The organism is Deinococcus gobiensis I-0 (assembly GCF_000252445.1).
GTDB lineage: Bacteria > Deinococcota > Deinococci > Deinococcales > Deinococcaceae > Deinococcus > Deinococcus gobiensis.
The window spans coordinates 1,077,201-1,092,971 of sequence record NC_017790.1; the positions used below are offsets into that span (position 1 = coordinate 1,077,201).

A 15,771-nucleotide genomic window follows, 5' to 3' on the forward strand; every position below is an offset into this window, starting at 1 on the left:
TCATGCGGCGGTCAGGACGCGCGCCCTACACTGGCAGCGTGATCATGCGCACCCTGTTGCCCCTGCTGCTGGCGGCCGGCCTGCTCGCCGGGTGCAACTCTCCCGGTCAGGCCCAAGGCACTTCCGTCCAGACGGGCCAGACCCAGGCTTCTCAGCCCCAGACCACCGCACGCCAGACGCCGACCACCGGTACGGCCGGGCGCGACCCCGAGAGTGGCCTGGCCTGGGTGGACGCCAGCGCCCTGCCGCGCGAGGGCCAGCAGTTGCTGGGGCTCGTGGCGCGCGGCGGTCCTTTCCGGTACAGCAAGGACGGCGTGACCTTCGGCAACCGCGAGGGCCTCCTGCCCCGGCAGACGCGGGGGTATTACCGCGAGTACACGGTACGTACCCCCGGCGAGAGCGACCGGGGCGCGCGGCGCATCGTGTGCGGCGGCCAGCCCGAGACGAGCACCGCCGAGTGCTACTACACCGCCGACCACTACGCCTCCTTCCGGAGGATCCGGTCATGATCAATCCCTTCGCCGACGCGCCCCAGGGGGTACAGGCCGCGCCGCACGACGTCCGGCTGGTGGCCGCCGGGTATCAGGTGGCGGTGCGCGAGGTGGACTTCGGCGCGGTGCGCGACAAGGAGACCCTGATGCTGGCCTTCCTGTCCGGGCTGGGGCTGACCCAGAACTTCGGGCGCAACTGGGACGCGCTGTACGACGTGCTGACCGACCCCGGCCAGCGCCCGGCCCGCTTCGCGCTGATGCTGTGCGACTACGCCCGGTTCCGCCGCCGCACCGCCGGGCTGGCCCGGGAGCTGGAGGGCGTGCTGTGCGACGCCCAGAAGGACGCCGCCGGGCAGGGGCGCGCGCTGTGGCTGCTGGCCGAGGAACCCGAGAGCGACACGAAGCACTGGTAGGGAACAGCGACCCCACTTCCCGTTGGCCCGCCTTGCTATGCTCCGGGGTGCATGAACGCGCGCTACATCCTGGGCATCGACACCTCCTGCGACGACACGGGCGTCGGCATCGTGGAACTCCTGCCCGGCGGGGGGGCGGCGGTGCGGGCCAATCGGGTGTGGTCGCAGACCGTCCACGCCCAGTACGGGGGCGTGATGCCCGAACTCGCCAGCCGCGAACACGTCGAGCGCATCGACGACGTGCTGGAGGGCGCGCTGGCTGACGCGGGCCTCGCGCTGGGCGATCTCCACGCGGTCGCGGCCACCTCCGGTCCCGGCCTCGTGGGGGCGCTGCTCGTCGGGCTGATGTACGGCAAGGGGCTGGCGCAGGCGCTGGGCGTGCCCTTCTACGCCGCGCACCACCTGGAGGGCCACATCTTCGCCGCCGCCGCCGAGGCCGAGCTGGACGCCCCTTACCTCGCGCTGGTCGTCTCGGGCGGGCATACCCACCTGTTCGACGTGCTGGAGCCGGGCGACTACCGGCTGGTGGGCGCCACCCGCGACGACGCGGCGGGCGAGGCCTTCGACAAGGTCGCGCGCCTCGTCGGGCTGGGCTACCCCGGCGGCCCGGCCATCGGGGAGGCGGCCACGCGCGGCGACCCGGACGCCGTGGCCTTCAAGCCGCCGCTGAAGGGCCAGAGCGGCTTCGACTTCAGCTTCAGCGGCCTCAAGACGGCGGCCCTGCTGGCCCACCGCGCGGGCGCGAAGCCCGACGACCTCGCCGCCAGTTTCCAGCAGGCCGCCGTGCGCACCCTGGTCGAGACGACCGTGCGCGCCGCCCAGGCCACCGGCCGCCAGACGGTCGTGGTGTCGGGCGGTGTGGCGGCCAACCGCGCCCTGCGGGCCGCCTTCGGGCAGACCGGGCTGCGGGTGGTCTTTCCCGGGCCGGGCCTGAACACCGACAATGGGGCCATGATCGCCCTGTCGGGGGCCGCCGCCATCACGGCCGGGCGCGCGCCCAGCCCGCTCAGTGTGGGGGCCGAGGCCTACGCCCCGCTGGCGACGGTTCCGGGGACCTGAACCGCGGGCCATTCATATGGGCCTGATCCCCCCCCGTCACCCTGAACCGGGTCCAGGGGCATCCGGGCTGACCGGAAGCCTATCCGGCGCGTAGGCTGGGCGCCGGGCCGCCCCTGGACCGGCCCTCTGGAGGACGGTTCTTGACGACACTCACTTCCCGCTCCCGCCGCAACCGCGTCCTGATCTGGGTGGCCCTGGCCGCCATCGTGGCGCTGTCGGCCTGGATCAATCTGCCCACCTTCGGCCGGGTCTTTCCGGGCAGCGCCGCGCGGGTCGCCACCCTGCCCGCCGCCGCGCCCCTGGTCACCGCCGGGCAGCGCCTCCTGATGCTCTCGCCGCACCCCGACGACGAGTCGCTGTGCTGCGGGGGCATGCTCCAGCAGGCCCGCGCGGCGGGCGCGCAGGTGTACGTCGCCTGGATCACCCCGGGCGACGGCTTCGAACTCGACGGTGTCCTGACCGAACATGCCCTGCGCCCACGCGGCCCGAGCATGCGCAACCTGGGCCAGCAGCGCTCGGCCGAGGCCCTGGCGGCGGCCCGCGTGCTGGGGGTGCCCGGCGACCACACCTTCATGCTGGGTTACCCCGACGGTGGCCTGCTGCGGCTCTACACGACCAACTACGTCACGCCCTACCGCTCGGTGCATACCGGCGCCTCGGCGGTATACGTCCGGGGCGCCCTGACCCCCGGCGCGCCCTTCACCGGCGAGGCGCTGGAAGCCGACCTGCGGCGGGTGCTCGACCGCGTGAAGCCCGACGTGGTGCTGGTGCCCGCGCCGCAGGACTTCCATCCCGACCATCACACCGTCTCCTACATCGCCATGCGGCTGATGGCCGAGCGTGGCCAGAGCAGCCGCCTGCGCTTCTGGGTCATCCACGGGGGGCTGGAGTGGCCGGTGCCCAAGGGCCTGCATCCCGGCCTGCCCCTGACGGTGCCGCCCCTGGCGACCCGGCTGCCCTGGGAACGGGTGGACCTGACCCCGCAGGAAGAACAGGTCAAGCGGCGCGCCATGGACGCCCACCGCTCCCAGACCCGGATCATCGGGCGGTTCATGCACGCCTTCGTGCGCGGCAACGAACTGGTGTCGGCCCAGCCGTTGCCCGACGTGCCCGGCGGCGCGGCTCCGGCGACGGCGGGCACGCCCGGACCCTGACCTGCGGTCCATCACCGGCAAAAGGGCCGGACCCCTGTGCGGTGGTCCGGCCCTTTTCTATTCGAGGCTCAGCGGCGCTCGATCTCGACGGCGAAGCTGCCGCCGCGCTGCTTGACTTCCAGGCGGGCCGTGTCGCGGCCCCGGCGCCAGTCGCTGCGGATCTGGTTGCCCTGCTGGCGGATGCCCACGAGCTGGTAGCCCTGCGAGCGCAGCTGCGAGGCGTAGGTCTCATGGACGCGGGCCAGCGTGTCGCTGCGCTGGAACTCGTAGTTCCAGTTGCGGTCGTTGAGCCAGGGCAGGCTGGGCTGGACCGGCGCGGGCTGCATGGGCGCGGGGCGCACCGGCGCCGGACGCACGGGCTGGACCGGCGCGGGGCGCACCGGCGCGGCGGAGGTGGGCTGGGCCACGTTGTAGTAGGCCGTGTCCGAGGTCCAGGTGTCCTGGGGAACGGGGTTGACCACGATGCTCAGGGCCTGGGCGAGCTGCTGCTGGCCCTGCACGTTCACGCTGGCGAAGCTGTTCTGACCGGACTTGAAGGTCGCGATCTGGTCGAGGTTCAGCGGAGTGCGGCTGGCGACCGCGAGCACCTTGTTCAGGCCGTAGGGCGCGGCGATGTCGAAGGTGAAGCCGTCGTTGGCGTCGGGGAAGACCTTGGTGGTGTTGGCCTTCAGGAAGTTCGCGCCGCCGGCATACCGGTTGGGCAGGATCAGGTCCACCTGGCCCTGGGGGTCCACGTTGAACAGGTACACGTAGGCGTCCTGATTGACGCTGGTGTAGAGCCGGATGCGCTCGCCGGGCACGTAGTTGGGGGTCTGGGTGCCGCTGCTGTCGCGGTCGGTCCATACCCGGACGTCCAGGGCGGTCTGCACCGGGTTCACGATGATGCTCTGGGCGCTGATGATCGGGGCGGCGCCGGCAGTGGCGGCCAGGGCCGCAGTGACGATGCTCAGGGGCAGGAGCTTTTTCATGACCGTAGGATGCCGTCCGCGCTTGACCTGGGCCTGATGCCCCGGCTCAGGCAAGGTGGCCTTTTTCTCATTTAGGCGTCAGGCGGCGCGGGACGGGGCCCTGGGCGAAAGGGCCGCCCCGAATGACCGGCCGACCGGTAGAATGTCCCGCGTGAACGGTCGCGTCGCCAGCAGGAAGTCCGGGTGGAAGGTGTGGGGTCTGGTGGGGGCGCTGTGCCTGGGCGGGGTGGACGTGACGGCGGCGCCGGCGCCGGCCGGCAGTGGGCCGGCGGCCGTTCCTCCGGCGGCGCGCCCCGCTCCCATCCTGGCCCTGGGGCCGAGCACGTCCCCGCGCGTCCTGACCCTGGAACAGCTCCGGGCGCTGCCCAGCGTGACCTACCGGGTCGAGCAGCCGCAGCTGCGGCGCAGCTTCAGTTACAGGGGCGTGACGCTGCGCGACCTGGCCGAACTCGGGGGCTTCGGCGGACAGGACCTGCGGCTCTACGCCAGCAACGGTTACCTCGCCCTGATCCGTGCCCGCGACTATCTGAACGCGCCCATCATGGTGGCCTACGAGGCCGACGGTCACGCCATCAGCGTGCGCGACAAGGGCCCGCTGACGGTCGTCCTGCCCCCCGAGCCGGCGCGCTACCGGACCCTGGCCTACTCGGGGGCGTGGGTGTGGTACGTCAACCGCCTGACCCCGGTGCAGGCCGGGGCCCAGGGCGGCAAGTGACCGGGCGCCGAGCGTGGGCCGTGTTCCGCCTTCCGGTGGGGCCGGGGCCGAGGCGGCCCTGACCCCGGCTCCGCAGGCGGACGTGGCCGGGGGGCCGTCGGCCCTGCGCTGGCGGCTGCTGCGCTTCCGGGTGTCGCGCGCGGCGGTCCTGCGCGAGGCGCTGCTGGCCGCGCTGCCGCTGATGCTCACGGCGGCGCTGCTGGTGCTCGTCAATCTGCCGGCCTTCCGGCCCGAGCGCTTCGTGGTCCGGCCCTGGACCTACGCCTATCAGGGGCTGGTGCAGGACGTGCAGGCCTATCAGGTGGCCCGGCTGCAACCCGGCCTGAGCGCCGCCGAGCGCGAGGACGTGCGCGAGCGGGCGCTGTCGAGTTCGGGCAACCAGAAACAGTTCCGGCGGCTGTCGTCGGTGCAGAGTTACGGCGAGGCGCGGCTCGACCATGTGGACGCCCTGCTGCTCCGGGACACCGACGCCTCGGTCGCGGCGGCGGCCACCGAAGCCATCGGGCTGAACGTGCAGGCGGCCCTGCACGCGGCGGCCCTGAGCCGCCAGAACATCGAACTGGTGTCGCTGCTGCGCCAGGCCCTGATCTGGACGGCGGTCCTGACCGGTCTCCTGAGCGTGCTGCTCATCGTGCGGGCGCTGTGGCTGTGGCAGCAGGAGCGCGACCGCCTCTCTGCCCGCGAGGCCCGGCAGCGTGAGGCCCTGCGCCTGGCGAGCCACGAGCTGCGCCGGCCCCTCCAGCAGCTGCTGCTCGCCACCGACCTGCTGCGTCAGGCGGGAACAGTGGCCGAGCGCCAGCACCTGCTGGCCCTGGTCGAGGACAGCGTGACCCAGCTCGCCAGCCGCGCCGACCTGACCCGCCTCAACGAGCTGTACCTCGACGTGAACCTGCGTCTCGCGCCGCGCGACCTGGGCAGCCTGCTGCGCGCCTTCGCCGGGCTGCGGGTGGGGGTCGAGGTCCCGCCCGCCCCGCTGGTCTGGCTGGTGGACGCCAACCGCCTGCGCCAGACGGTCGAGAATCTGGTCGAGAACGCCCTGAAGTACACGGCCGGACCGGTCGAGGTGTCGCTGCTGGAGGTCGGGGGCCGCCCGCAGATTCTGGTGCGCGACCACGGCGAGGGCCTGAGTCCCGAGATGCGCGCGCGGGCCTTTCTGGCCTACGAGCGCGGCCCGCAGGGCCTCATCGAGGGCGAGGGCCTGGGCCTGTCGCTGGCGAGGCGCTACGCCCGCGCCCACGGCGGCGACGTGATCCTCGAGGACGCGCCGGGCGGCGGCACCCTCGCCCGCCTGACCCTGGGTGTGCCTCCCACCCCCTTCTGAGCCGGCTCAGTGCAGGTCGTTCACGTCCGAGAGCAGGTCCGCGAGCTGCTCCTTGGCCCGGAACACCCGGCTCTTGGCCGTGCCGGTCGCCACGCCCTGAATGCGCGCGATCTCCTCATAGGGCAGGTCCTCGACGAACCGCAGCACCACGGCCTCGCGGTACTCCTCGGGCAGGCGCATCAGCGCGCGCTGCACGCGGTCCTGGGCCTGCTCGCTCTCGGCGGCCTGTACCGGCGTGCGCGCGGCGCTGGGTACCTCGAAGCCCACGTCTTCACGCGCCTCCTCCAGCGAGAAGCGCTGGAGCTGCTTGCGGCGGTGGGATTCGATCTGGGTGTTGCGCGCCACCTGATACAGCCAGGGCAGCACCCGCTCGCCGGGCCGGAAGGTCTGGATCGAGCGCCACGCGCGGTAGAACACCTCCTGCGTCAGGTCCAGGGCGTCCTCGCTGTTGCCCTCCAGACGGTAGAGGTAACCGTACATGCGGCCTTCGTAGGCGGTGATGAAGGCGTGCCACGCCGCCTCGTCGCCCGCCGCCAGCTGACCGTGCGCCTCGGCGCTCAGCACGTCGCCGGCCGGCGCGGCGGCGCTGGAATCAGGGAGGGGGGGGAGACCTGTCGGGATATCCACGTCCTGCCTAACATACTGCCCGCAGCCGGGCGCGGCGGAACAAACGTGGCACAGGCCACGAAGCGGCCCGCGCCGGGATAGCATGGGGGCCGTGCCGGAACCCGCCGCGCTCGCTTCCCTCGCCTCGGCCACTCAGGCCGCGCTGCCCGACCTGAGCCTGGGTGCGGTGCTGGGCCTGGCCTGCGGCATGGCGCTGCGGGCCGCCGGGCGGGCGCTGCTCATCAGCGTGGGGCTGCTCTTCATCGCCGTGCAACTGCTCGCCTGGGCAGGCATCGTGACGGTGGACTGGCTGCGGCTCGAAACGCTCTCGGGGCCGTGGTTCCGGGCCGCCCCCGAGCTGTGGCAGAACGTCCTGAAGGTCCTGACCGACCGCCTGCCTTTCGCGGGGGCGTTCGGGGCGGGCCTGCTGCTCGGGCTGCGGCTGCGGCGGTAGGCGCAGGGGGAGGGGGCGACGGGCCCGCCTCCCCCTGCGCCCTCTTCCGGTCAGTCGTTGTTGCGGGCGATGCCCAGCACGTTCAGGAGCTGCGCCAGCGCCATCGCGAATCCGGCGACATAGGTCAGGGCGGCGGCGGTCAGCACGCCCTGGGCGCCCTTCTGGCCCTCGCCGCCGCCGCTCAGGCCACGGCCGTTGAGGTAGGCCAGCGCCCGGCGGCTGGCGTCGAACTCGACCGGCAGGGTCACGAGATGAAAGACGAGCGCGGCGCCGAACAGCACCACCCCGACCCACAGCAGGCCGCTGAAGTGCAGCACTGCCCCCAGCAGCACCATGAAGGGCGCGAGGTTCATGCCCAGGCTCAGCGGCACGGCCATCTTGCCGCGCAGCACCAGCGCGGGCATGCGCACCTTGTCCTGCACGGCGTGCCCGACCTCGTGGGCGGCGATGGCCATTGCCGCGACGCTCGGCACGCCGTACACACCTTCGGAAAGGTTCACGGTCTTGCCCAGCGGGTCGTAGTGGTCCGACAGATTGCCGGGTACGGCATTGACCGGCACGTGGGTCAGGCCGTTCTCGTCGAGCATCATGCGGGCGACCTGCGCGCCGGTCAGGTTGCGGGCGTTGCGTACCCCACTCCACTTGCGGTACGAGCGGGTCAGGGCCGCCTGAATGAGCATCGAGGCGACGAAGATCAGCAGGATCAGCGGGGTATAGGGGCCAAGAATATCCATAGCAGTCGGGAATCCTCCACCCATATCTTAGCGCCCCGCACTCAGGTTCCATGAGGCGAAGCACAAAGGGAGTTGAGGGACGACTGGCGATTCAGGCGTCGGTACGGTAGGCGAACACCATCAGGCACAGGGCCGTGCGTTCCTCGGGGGCTGGGGTATCGGAAGCCGGTGCGCCCGCCGGATCGAGCTTGACGAAGGCCGGCTGCACGGTGAGGTCGAGGTGGTTGCCCGTCAGGTAGCCGCGCGCGATGGCGATGGCCTTGACGGCCTGATTGACGGCGGCCGGGCCGATGGCCTGCACCTCGACCTGACCCTGGCTGCGCAGCAGGGCCGCGATGGCGCCCGCGACTGCGTTGGGGCGGGACTGGCCGGAAACGCGAAGCTGTTCGGGGGGCACGGGTCTGGTTCTCCTCCGCTGGGCCTGTGGCCGCCCCTGGACAGGGCAGGGCCGCTCAGCGGTTCAGTGTAAGCGGCCCGGCGACCCGGCAGCAACGCCGCCATCCAGGCCCCCCAATGACGGAAGTCTGACAAAAAAGCTGACCGGCAGCCGCCCGCCTGACGCTGCCCTGAAGCTCCTCTGAAGCCCCAGTGACATCTCGCGGGCAAGGTGATAACCGTGAATCATCCTGAAGCTGCCCCTTCCTCCGCTCAGCAGAGCTTCTGGCACCGCCTGCTCGACACTCGCTTGACCCGCCGGGGCGCCATCGGTTCGGCGGCGCTCGCCACAGCTGCGGCCACGCTGCCCCTGACCTTGTCGGACGCCGAGGCCGTGAACAACGGCGGCCCCGCCACCGTGGACCCCAAGAAGGTCACGCCGCGCAGCCTGCCCCCCTTCCGGCCCGTGCCGGCGGGCAAGGCCGACGCCATGACGCTGCCGCAGGGTTACCGCTACCAGACGCTGGCCCCCTGGGGCGAGGTCTTCACGGCGGACGGCCGCGAGATCGGGTTCAACCACGACTTCATCGGGTACTTTCCCATCGACATGCTCGAAGGGGGTAGCAGCAGCACCGACGCCCTGCTGACCATCAACCACGAGTACGTCAACGCCCTGTTCGTGGGCGGCGACACCAAGGAGCGCACCGGGGCCCAGATCGAGGCCGAGATGCGCGCGATGGGCGTGAGCGTGGTGCGCGTGCGCAAGGAAGGCCGCGAGTGGCGCATCGTGCCCGACGCCCGCAACCGCCGCATCGACGCCATGACCGAGATCGAGCTGACCGGCCCGGCGCGGGGCAGCGCCGCCGTGAAGGGCGCGACGACCGTGCGCGGCACCATCGGCAACTGCTCGGGCGGGCAGACCCCCTGGGGCACCCTGCTGACCTGCGAGGAGAACGTGGACGGCTATACCAAGGCGTGGCCCGGCACCGGCTACGACGCCATGCACCAAGGCTGGGTGACCGAGATCGACCCCTTCGATCCCGCCTGGATGCCCAAGAAGCGCACTGCGATGGGCCGCTTCCGCCATGAGAACGCCGCCGTGACCGTCGCCAAGGACGGCCGTATGGTCGTGTACATGGGCGACGACATGCAGGACGCCTGCATCTACAAGTTCGTGAGTCGGGGCAGGTACGACCCCGCCAACCGCGCCGCCAACCGCGACCTGCTGGCCGACGGCGACCTGTACGTCGCCAACTTCGGCAACGGGTCGTGGGTGCTGCTCGATTACGCCAAGAACAAGAAGCTGCAAGAAGCCCGCGCCGCCGACGGCAAGGCGCTGTTCGCCAATCAGGCCGACGTGCTGGCCGACGCCCGCGCCTCGGCCCTGGCGGTGGGGGGCACCCCGGTGGACCGCCCCGAGGACATCGAGATTCACCCGCGTACCGGCGAGGTCTACGCCTCGCTGACCAACAACGCCAAGCACGGCAACTACTTCGGCCAGATCATCAAGTTCCGCGAGACCGGCGACGACTGGACCGCCCAGACCTTCCTGTGGGACGTGTTCGCGGTGGGCGGCCCCCAGAGCGGCTTTTCCAGCCCCGACAACCTCGTCTTCGACCCCTACGGCAACCTGTGGATGGTCACCGACAACTCCGACCTCTCGACCAATCCCATCAAGGCGTACCACGGCAACAACGCCATGTTCTTCTTCGCCACCGAGGGGCCCAACGCCGGCAAGGCGCACCGCTTCGCCATCGGCCCGGTGGACGCCGAAATGACCGGCCCGGTGTGGTCGCCCGACGGCAAGACGCTGTTCGTGTCCATCCAGCACCCCGGCGAGGACAGCGAGAGCCTCGACAAGCTCACCAGTTCCTTCGGGGCCAGGCCCGGCTCGCGCATCCCGCGCCCGACGCTGGTCGCCATCGAGGGCTTCCCGGGCTGGCGCGTATGACCGCCGGCCTGCCCGAAGTGCCCGGCCTGCCGCCCATCAAGGCGCCCTGGATCGTGGGCCGCACGGCGCTGCTGGAACACGCCGCCGACGACTTCCTGAGCGAGACCGCCCGCCAGAAGCCCTGGAAGCGCGCGCGCTACGAGGCCCTGCTCGACTCGCTGGACGAGTTCCTGGGGGCGCCCGCCCCGCTGCTGGCCTACACCCGCGCGACCGGCGAGGCGTGGCGGCGCACACTGGACGCCGGGGCCCAGGCCGACGCCGACGACCTGCTGCTGGATTTTCGCGCCTACCTGCGCGAGTGGGGCTGGCTGGACTCGGCCCGTCCCCTCAACCGCCCGGACTGAGCGCGGAATGCAAAGGGATCAAGGGCTGCCCTTGGTCCCTCTGCATTCCGCGGGGCAAGCACCTGAGCAGGACAGCGGCCAGAAAGGGGATGGAGGGACGTGTGATTTGCCCCTCCATGGACCTGAGCACCGCTATGGGCGTGGTGGCCAGGAGAGTTGAAGGGAACCTCTGGACTTCCCTCAGCCGAGCAGGGCCAACAGCAGAGAGACGAAGTCGGTCGGGGGCGCGGTAGGGAAAGCCCCTTCCCTGACCCCCTTCAGTCCTTGCGGCCCCCAGTTTCCAGCACCCGATTCAGGTGCGCTTCCAGGGCGGGCCACTGCGCTCGCACCTCTTTGCGGCTCTCCAGGCGGATGCGGCGCTCGCGGGCGATCAGGTCGGCGCGGGCGCCCTCCAGCCAGGGCTCGTGCTCCAGGATATCCAGCACGACCTCGGCGTCCTGGAGGCGGCCCAGACTGTCCAGCACGGCCTTGAGAGCATCCGGCGGCTCGCGCAGGAGTTCGAGGGTATAGCGGTAGTTCTTCAGGGCCTTACGCCACTCGTGCCAGGTGTCGGGGCGCCGCGCCTTCAACACGCCGGGGCCGGACGCCAGCAGTTCGCCCGCCTGCTCGGTCAGGGCCTCGCGCGCCCGGCGCCCCAGGTGCTTCGGGCGCGGGGCGTCGGTAGGCACCTTCGGCAACTTCAGGGCCGCGACCGCCTCGGCGCGCTGGCGCCCCCAGTCGGCGGCGAAGGCCTCGCGGCCCGCGCCGCCCTGCCCCAGTTCGTCCAGTGCCTCTCCGATGTGCCCGAAGGCCACGTCGCGGTCCCGCAGCGGAGCGACCGCGCGGCGCAGGTCGCGCCAGGCCCGGCGGGTCTTTTTGGGGGCGTCCCCCAGCTTCAGCTCGGCGGCGACCTTGCGGGTCAGCTTGCGCGCCTCGTGAACGGCTTGCGGGTCGCCCTGGGCCAACGCGGGCCACAGGTCTTCGAGCAGTCGGTTGGGCGTCCTGGGCATCGGTTTCCACCGTAACACGGGGGCCTGCCTTCTCCGGACTTCCTGAAGGGAAAACAAAAAAACCGCCCTTTCGGACGGTGATAAAGAAAATATAGCGCCGGATACGGGCCATGTCAACTTTATGCGGGCGAGGCCGCGAAGCCCGTGCGGGACAGGTCTTTCGACAGGTGTCCGTAACCCGCGCCATGCAGTTCCGGGGAAGGGGGGCCGCCCCCTCCGCCCAGTCCTAGCGGCTTTTCAGCTCGGTCCAGATGCGGTCGTAGAGCCTGGGGGCCGCGCCGCGCGGCAGCTCGTTGATGAATTCGACCCGGCCCGACGAGAAGTCCTCGGCGCTGGGGTTGAAGGCCTTCTGGGCGCGCAGGAAGGGGTCGAGCAGCGGCTGGGCGGCGCGGTTGGGGTTGCCGTAGTAGGTGTAGTTGCTGATGGCGGCGCTGACCTGCGGCTCCAGCACGTAGTTCACGAAGCGCCGCGCCAGCGCCGGATTCGGGCTGCCGCGCAACAGCACGAGCGTATCGGTGCTGATGGTGGTGCCCTCGCGGGGCAGGAAGACCTTGAGGCGCCGGTCCTCGGCCGCGCCCTGGAGGAGGTCGCCCACGTAGATCTGCCCGAGGTCGATCTGGCCCGCCAGCAGCTTGTTGCGCGTCTCCGGGCCGCCCGAGAAGGACTCGAAACCGCGCTTGCGCACCGTGCGCCGCAGGAGGTCGCGGGCCGCGCGCAGTTCCTCGACATCGGTGCTGTTCACGCTGTGGCCCAGGTATTTCAGGGCCGCGCCGATCACCTCGCGCGGGTCGTCGAGCAGGGCGAAGCGCACCCGGTCCTCGGGCCCGAAGATCAGCCGCCAGCTCTCCTCCGGGGGCACGTAGCGGCCCGAGTTGTAGGCCAGCCCCGTCGCCGCGAACTGGTAGGGCACGGTGTAGGTGTTGCCGGGGTCGAAGTTGGGGTTCAGGAAGCCGGCGGCCACGTTCCCGAAGTGGCTCAGCTTCGCCTTGTCCATCGGCTGGAGCAGTTGCGCGCGCACCATCGTCTGCACGACGTAGTTGCTCGGCGTGGCGAGGTCGTAGCTCGCGCCGCCGCCCTGGAGCTTGGCGAGCATGTTCTCGTTGCTCTCGAAGGTGTCGATGACCACCCGCACGCCCTCGCGCTTCTCGAAGTCCTTGACCACCTGGGGGTCGATGTAGTCCGACCACATGAAGATGCGCAGGGTCCGTCCGTCGCCCTGGCTGCTCGGCGGCGGCGTGGTCGTGCCGTTGCCCTCGCTGGCGGGATCGGCCCGCTCGACGCGGTGGCAGCCCGCGAGCAGCAGCCCGGCGAGCAGCCAGCCCGCCCGCCTCATGCCCGCCCCCGGCGCGGGCGCAGCAGGGCGTTGCCCGCCACGATCACCACGACCGTGAACACGATGAGCAGGGTGCTCAGGGCGTTGATGTCGGGCGTGACCCCGCGCTTGACCGACGTGTAGATGAGCACCGGCAGCGTGCGGAAGCCCGAGCCGCTGGTAAAGTACGTGACCACGAAGTCGTCGAGCGACAGCGTGAAGGCCAGCAGCGCCCCCGACAGCACGCCCGGCAGCGCCAGGGGCAGGATGACCTGCCGGAAGGCCTGGAAGGTGTTCGCGCCCAGGTCGGCGGCGGCTTCCATGAGGTCTTTGCCGTAGCCCGCCAGCCGCGAGCGCACCGTGAGGGTCACGTAGCTGATCTGGAAGGTGACGTGCGCGAACATCACCGTCCAGAAACCGTTCTCGAAGGTCCAGCCGGTCAGTTCCAGGCCGCCGCGCACCAGGGCGTAGAACATGAGCAGCATCACGCCCATGACCACGTCGGGAATCACGATGGGCATGACGAGCAGAAAGGTCAGCGGCGTGCGCCAGCGCAGGGTGTAGCGCCACAGCGCGAAGCCCACCAGCGTGCCCAGCACCGTGCTGATGAGGGTGCTGGACACGGCCACGAGCAGCGTATTCGTCAGCGCCTCGCGCACGTCGCTGCGGGCGAAGAGCACCCCGTACCAGCGCGTCGTGAAGCCTTCCCAGGTGGCCCCAAAACGCGAATCGTTGAACGAGAACACGATCAAGACGAGCATCGGCAGGTACAGGAAGGCGTAGACCAGCCACGCCCAGCCCGCGAGCAGGGGAGAGGTGCGGGGCTTCACAGCAGCTCCTCCAGGCCCTTCTGCCCGGCCGCGCGGGCGTAGAGCCACAGGCCCAGCAGCACCGCGCCCATCAGGAGGAAGCTCAGCGCCGAGCCGTAGGGCCAGTCGCCCGCCTGTCCGAACTGGTTCTGGATGAGGTTGCCGATCAGGGCCGTCTTGGCCCCGCCCAGGATGTCCGACACCACGAACATCCCCAGCGCCGGAATGAAGGTGAGCAGGACGCCGGCGATGAGGCCCGGCAGGGTCTGCGGCACCACGCCGGCCAGGAAGGCGCGCAGCGGCGAGGCCCCGAGGTCCTGCGCGGCCTCGAGCAGCCGCCAGTCCACCTTTTCCACGCTGGCGTACACTGGCAGCACGAAAAAGGGCAGCAGCGCGTACACCATGCCCAGAAAGGTGGCGGCCGTGCTGGGGTAGAGCCCGAAGGGCCGCAGAATGAGAATCCAGGCGTACACCCGGATCAGGAAGTTGATCCAGAAGGGAATGACGAGTAGCAGCAGCAGCATCTGCTTGCGCCGGTCTTCCTGCCGGGCGATATAGAAGGCCAGCGGGTAGCCCATGACCACGCACAGCAGCGTGCTGAGGGCCGCGATGACCAGCGAGCGCCACAGCACCCGCAGGTTGTCGGGCACCCACTCGCGGAACAGGGCGTCGTACCCGAAGACCCGCTGCCAGTTTTCCAGCGTCCAGGGCGGCCCCACCTGCGCCAGGTCGGTGCGCGTGAGCAGCGAGTAGCCCAGCATGATCAGCGACGGCACGATCAGGAAGGCCGCCAGCCACAGCACGCCGGGGCCGAGGGTCGAGAAGAAGCGGCGGGGATTCACGGCGCGGCCCCGCTGATGGGGGCCTGCGGGTCGTCTTCCAGCACGACCAGGCTCGCGGGGGGCAGGTACAGGGCGACTTCCTCGTCGTAGTCGAAGTCCTCGTCGGCCCCGATGTCGGCGTTGAGCTGAAAGGCCATCAGACGCTGACCGCCCGCCTCCAGCAGGTACTGGTTCTCGGCCCCCGTGTACACGATGTCGTCCACGCGGGCGCGCACCTCGTTGCCTTCGGTTTCGTCGTCGCGCTCCATCCGCAGCTTCTCGGGGCGGATGCTCAGGGTCACGTCCTGGCCCACGTGCAGGCCCGCGCCGTGCAGCGTCAGCAGCGGGCCGTGGGCGGTGCGCACGACCGCGCCCTCCGGCGTCAGCTCGGCCACCGTGCCGGGAATCAGGTTGCTGCTGCCCAGGAAGTTCGCCACGAAGGCCGTGCGCGGGCGCTCGTACAGTTCCTCGGCGCGCCCGAGCTGCTCGATGCGGCCCCGGTTCATCACGGCGATGCGGTCGCTCATGACCAGGGCCTCCTCCTGGTCGTGGGTCACGAACACGAAGGTGATGCCCAGCGTCTCCTGGAGGTTCGAGAGTTCGACCTGAAGTTCCTTGCGCAGCTTGAGGTCCAGCGCCGAGAGCGGCTCGTCGAGCAGCAGCACCTCCGGCTCGTTCACGATGGCCCGGGCCAGGGCGACGCGCTGGCGCTGCCCGCCCGAGAGCTGGTCGGGCCGCCGCGCGCCGAAATCCTGAATGCGGACCGTCTCCAGCGCGCGGTTCACGCGGTCGCGCAGCGCCGGGCCGCGCAGGCCCTTCTGGCGCAGCCCGAAGGCCACGTTGTCGGCCACGCTCAGGTGCGGAAAGAGGGCGTAGCTCTGGAACACCGTATTCACGGGGCGCTGGTGCGCGGGCACGCCGGTCATGTCGCGCCCGCCGATGACCACCGCGCCCGCGTCGGCCTGCTCAAAGCCCGCCAGGATGCGCAGTAGCGTGGTCTTGCCGCAGCCCGATGGCCCCAGCAGGCTGAAGAACTCGCCCCGGCGGATGTCGAGGTCCACGTCGTCGAGCACCTGCGTGGCCTGACCGCCCGCGCCCCGGTAGCTCTTGTACACGTCCACCACACTGATCGCCGCGTCGGGCGAGAGTTCGCGGGCGCGCTTGCCCCGGACCGCCCCGGTTATCGGCCGGCCCCCTGTACTGAAGTCTTCACGCGGTCAAGTCTAAGCGGCGCGTGTCCCCGCCGGGTCAGAGG

The 15,771-nt window shown here is 70.9% G+C and carries 18 protein-coding genes; 9 read left to right on the plus strand and 9 right to left on the minus strand.

Translation table 11 applies throughout. The annotated features are described in order from the left end of the window. The first annotated feature begins 44 nt into the window (after positions 1-44). The 4 genes from DGO_RS04965 to DGO_RS04980 all read left to right on the plus strand — a co-directional run bounded on the left by DGO_RS04965 (position 45) and on the right by DGO_RS04980 (position 3,117). Positions 45-509 carry a guanyl-specific ribonuclease gene (locus DGO_RS04965; protein WP_043803235.1) on the plus strand — a complete coding sequence of 155 codons (465 nt, stop codon included), beginning with the start codon at positions 45-47 and terminating at the stop codon, positions 507-509. Further along, a complete protein-coding gene (locus tag DGO_RS04970) occupies positions 506-904 on the plus strand; it encodes a barstar family protein (RefSeq protein ID WP_014684390.1) in 399 nt (132 codons plus the stop codon). Before DGO_RS04965 ends, DGO_RS04970 begins: the two co-directional genes overlap by 4 nt. Positions 905-955: 51 nt before the next feature. After that, complete coding sequence (gene tsaD / locus DGO_RS04975) at positions 956-1,963, plus strand: tRNA (adenosine(37)-N6)-threonylcarbamoyltransferase complex transferase subunit TsaD (protein WP_043801122.1); 1,008 nt, start codon at positions 956-958, stop codon at positions 1,961-1,963. Between the two features lie 140 nt (positions 1,964-2,103). Next, a complete protein-coding gene (locus DGO_RS04980; RefSeq protein ID WP_145975250.1) occupies positions 2,104-3,117 on the plus strand; it encodes a PIG-L deacetylase family protein in 1,014 nt (337 codons plus the stop codon). 68 nt (positions 3,118-3,185) lie between these two features. On the opposite strand, the gene DGO_RS04985 is transcribed toward DGO_RS04980, so the two are convergent. Next, a complete protein-coding gene (locus tag DGO_RS04985; RefSeq protein ID WP_043801126.1) occupies positions 3,186-4,085 on the minus strand; it encodes a DUF4384 domain-containing protein in 900 nt (299 codons plus the stop codon). A gap of 151 nt (positions 4,086-4,236) precedes the next feature. Between DGO_RS04985 and DGO_RS23025 the strand changes: the two genes are divergently transcribed. After that, complete coding sequence (locus tag DGO_RS23025; RefSeq protein ID WP_145975251.1) at positions 4,237-4,800, plus strand: hypothetical protein; 564 nt, start codon at positions 4,237-4,239, stop codon at positions 4,798-4,800. Positions 4,801-4,813: 13 nt separating this feature from the next. Beyond that, the gene (locus DGO_RS04995) at positions 4,814-6,121 is read left to right on the plus strand and encodes a sensor histidine kinase (RefSeq protein ID WP_226991457.1); all 1,308 of its coding nucleotides are present in this window, start codon (positions 4,814-4,816) and stop codon (positions 6,119-6,121) included. Between the two features lie 6 nt (positions 6,122-6,127). On the opposite strand, the gene DGO_RS05000 is transcribed toward DGO_RS04995, so the two are convergent. Beyond that, complete coding sequence (locus DGO_RS05000) at positions 6,128-6,685, minus strand: RNA polymerase sigma factor (RefSeq protein ID WP_014684396.1); 558 nt, start codon at positions 6,683-6,685, stop codon at positions 6,128-6,130. A 145-nt stretch (positions 6,686-6,830) separates the two neighbouring features. Here DGO_RS05000 and DGO_RS05005 point away from each other — a divergent pair, with 145 nt between their 5' ends. Then, positions 6,831-7,181, plus strand: a complete 351-nt coding sequence (locus DGO_RS05005) for an FUN14 domain-containing protein (RefSeq protein WP_014684397.1) — start codon at positions 6,831-6,833, stop codon at positions 7,179-7,181. A gap of 50 nt (positions 7,182-7,231) precedes the next feature. On the opposite strand, the gene DGO_RS05010 is transcribed toward DGO_RS05005, so the two are convergent. Next, complete coding sequence (locus DGO_RS05010; protein WP_014684398.1) at positions 7,232-7,915, minus strand: zinc metallopeptidase; 684 nt, start codon at positions 7,913-7,915, stop codon at positions 7,232-7,234. Positions 7,916-8,006: 91 nt separating this feature from the next. Further along, a complete protein-coding gene (locus tag DGO_RS05015; RefSeq protein ID WP_043801129.1) occupies positions 8,007-8,312 on the minus strand; it encodes a stage V sporulation protein S in 306 nt (101 codons plus the stop codon). A gap of 219 nt (positions 8,313-8,531) precedes the next feature. Here DGO_RS05015 and DGO_RS05020 point away from each other — a divergent pair, with 219 nt between their 5' ends. Together DGO_RS05020 and DGO_RS05025 are read left to right on the plus strand one after the other, a co-directional pair. Beyond that, positions 8,532-10,241, plus strand: a complete 1,710-nt coding sequence (locus tag DGO_RS05020) for a PhoX family protein (RefSeq protein WP_043801131.1) — start codon at positions 8,532-8,534, stop codon at positions 10,239-10,241. Beyond that, positions 10,238-10,585: a hypothetical protein gene (locus tag DGO_RS05025; protein ID WP_145975252.1), complete on the plus strand. Its 348-nt coding sequence runs from the start codon at positions 10,238-10,240 to the stop codon at positions 10,583-10,585. Before DGO_RS05020 ends, DGO_RS05025 begins: the two co-directional genes overlap by 4 nt. Positions 10,586-10,842: 257 nt before the next feature. Here DGO_RS05025 and DGO_RS05030 read toward each other — a convergent pair whose 3' ends face one another. The 5 genes from DGO_RS05030 to DGO_RS05050 form a co-directional block, all read right to left on the minus strand. Further along, positions 10,843-11,574, minus strand: coding sequence for a CHAD domain-containing protein (locus DGO_RS05030; RefSeq protein WP_014684402.1), 732 nt, complete (start codon positions 11,572-11,574; stop codon positions 10,843-10,845). A gap of 226 nt (positions 11,575-11,800) precedes the next feature. Next, positions 11,801-12,907 carry a polyamine ABC transporter substrate-binding protein gene (locus DGO_RS05035; protein WP_014684403.1) on the minus strand — a complete coding sequence of 369 codons (1,107 nt, stop codon included), beginning with the start codon at positions 12,905-12,907 and terminating at the stop codon, positions 11,801-11,803. Beyond that, positions 12,904-13,716 carry an ABC transporter permease gene (locus DGO_RS05040; protein WP_085961034.1) on the minus strand — a complete coding sequence of 271 codons (813 nt, stop codon included), beginning with the start codon at positions 13,714-13,716 and terminating at the stop codon, positions 12,904-12,906. The genes DGO_RS05035 and DGO_RS05040 overlap by 4 nt, the downstream gene beginning before the upstream one ends. Then, positions 13,713-14,537, minus strand: a complete 825-nt coding sequence (locus tag DGO_RS05045; RefSeq protein WP_043801133.1) for an ABC transporter permease — start codon at positions 14,535-14,537, stop codon at positions 13,713-13,715. Before DGO_RS05045 ends, DGO_RS05040 begins: the two co-directional genes overlap by 4 nt. Next, a complete protein-coding gene (locus DGO_RS05050) occupies positions 14,534-15,640 on the minus strand; it encodes an ABC transporter ATP-binding protein (protein ID WP_226991460.1) in 1,107 nt (368 codons plus the stop codon). Before DGO_RS05050 ends, DGO_RS05045 begins: the two co-directional genes overlap by 4 nt. Positions 15,641-15,771: the final 131 nt, after the last annotated feature.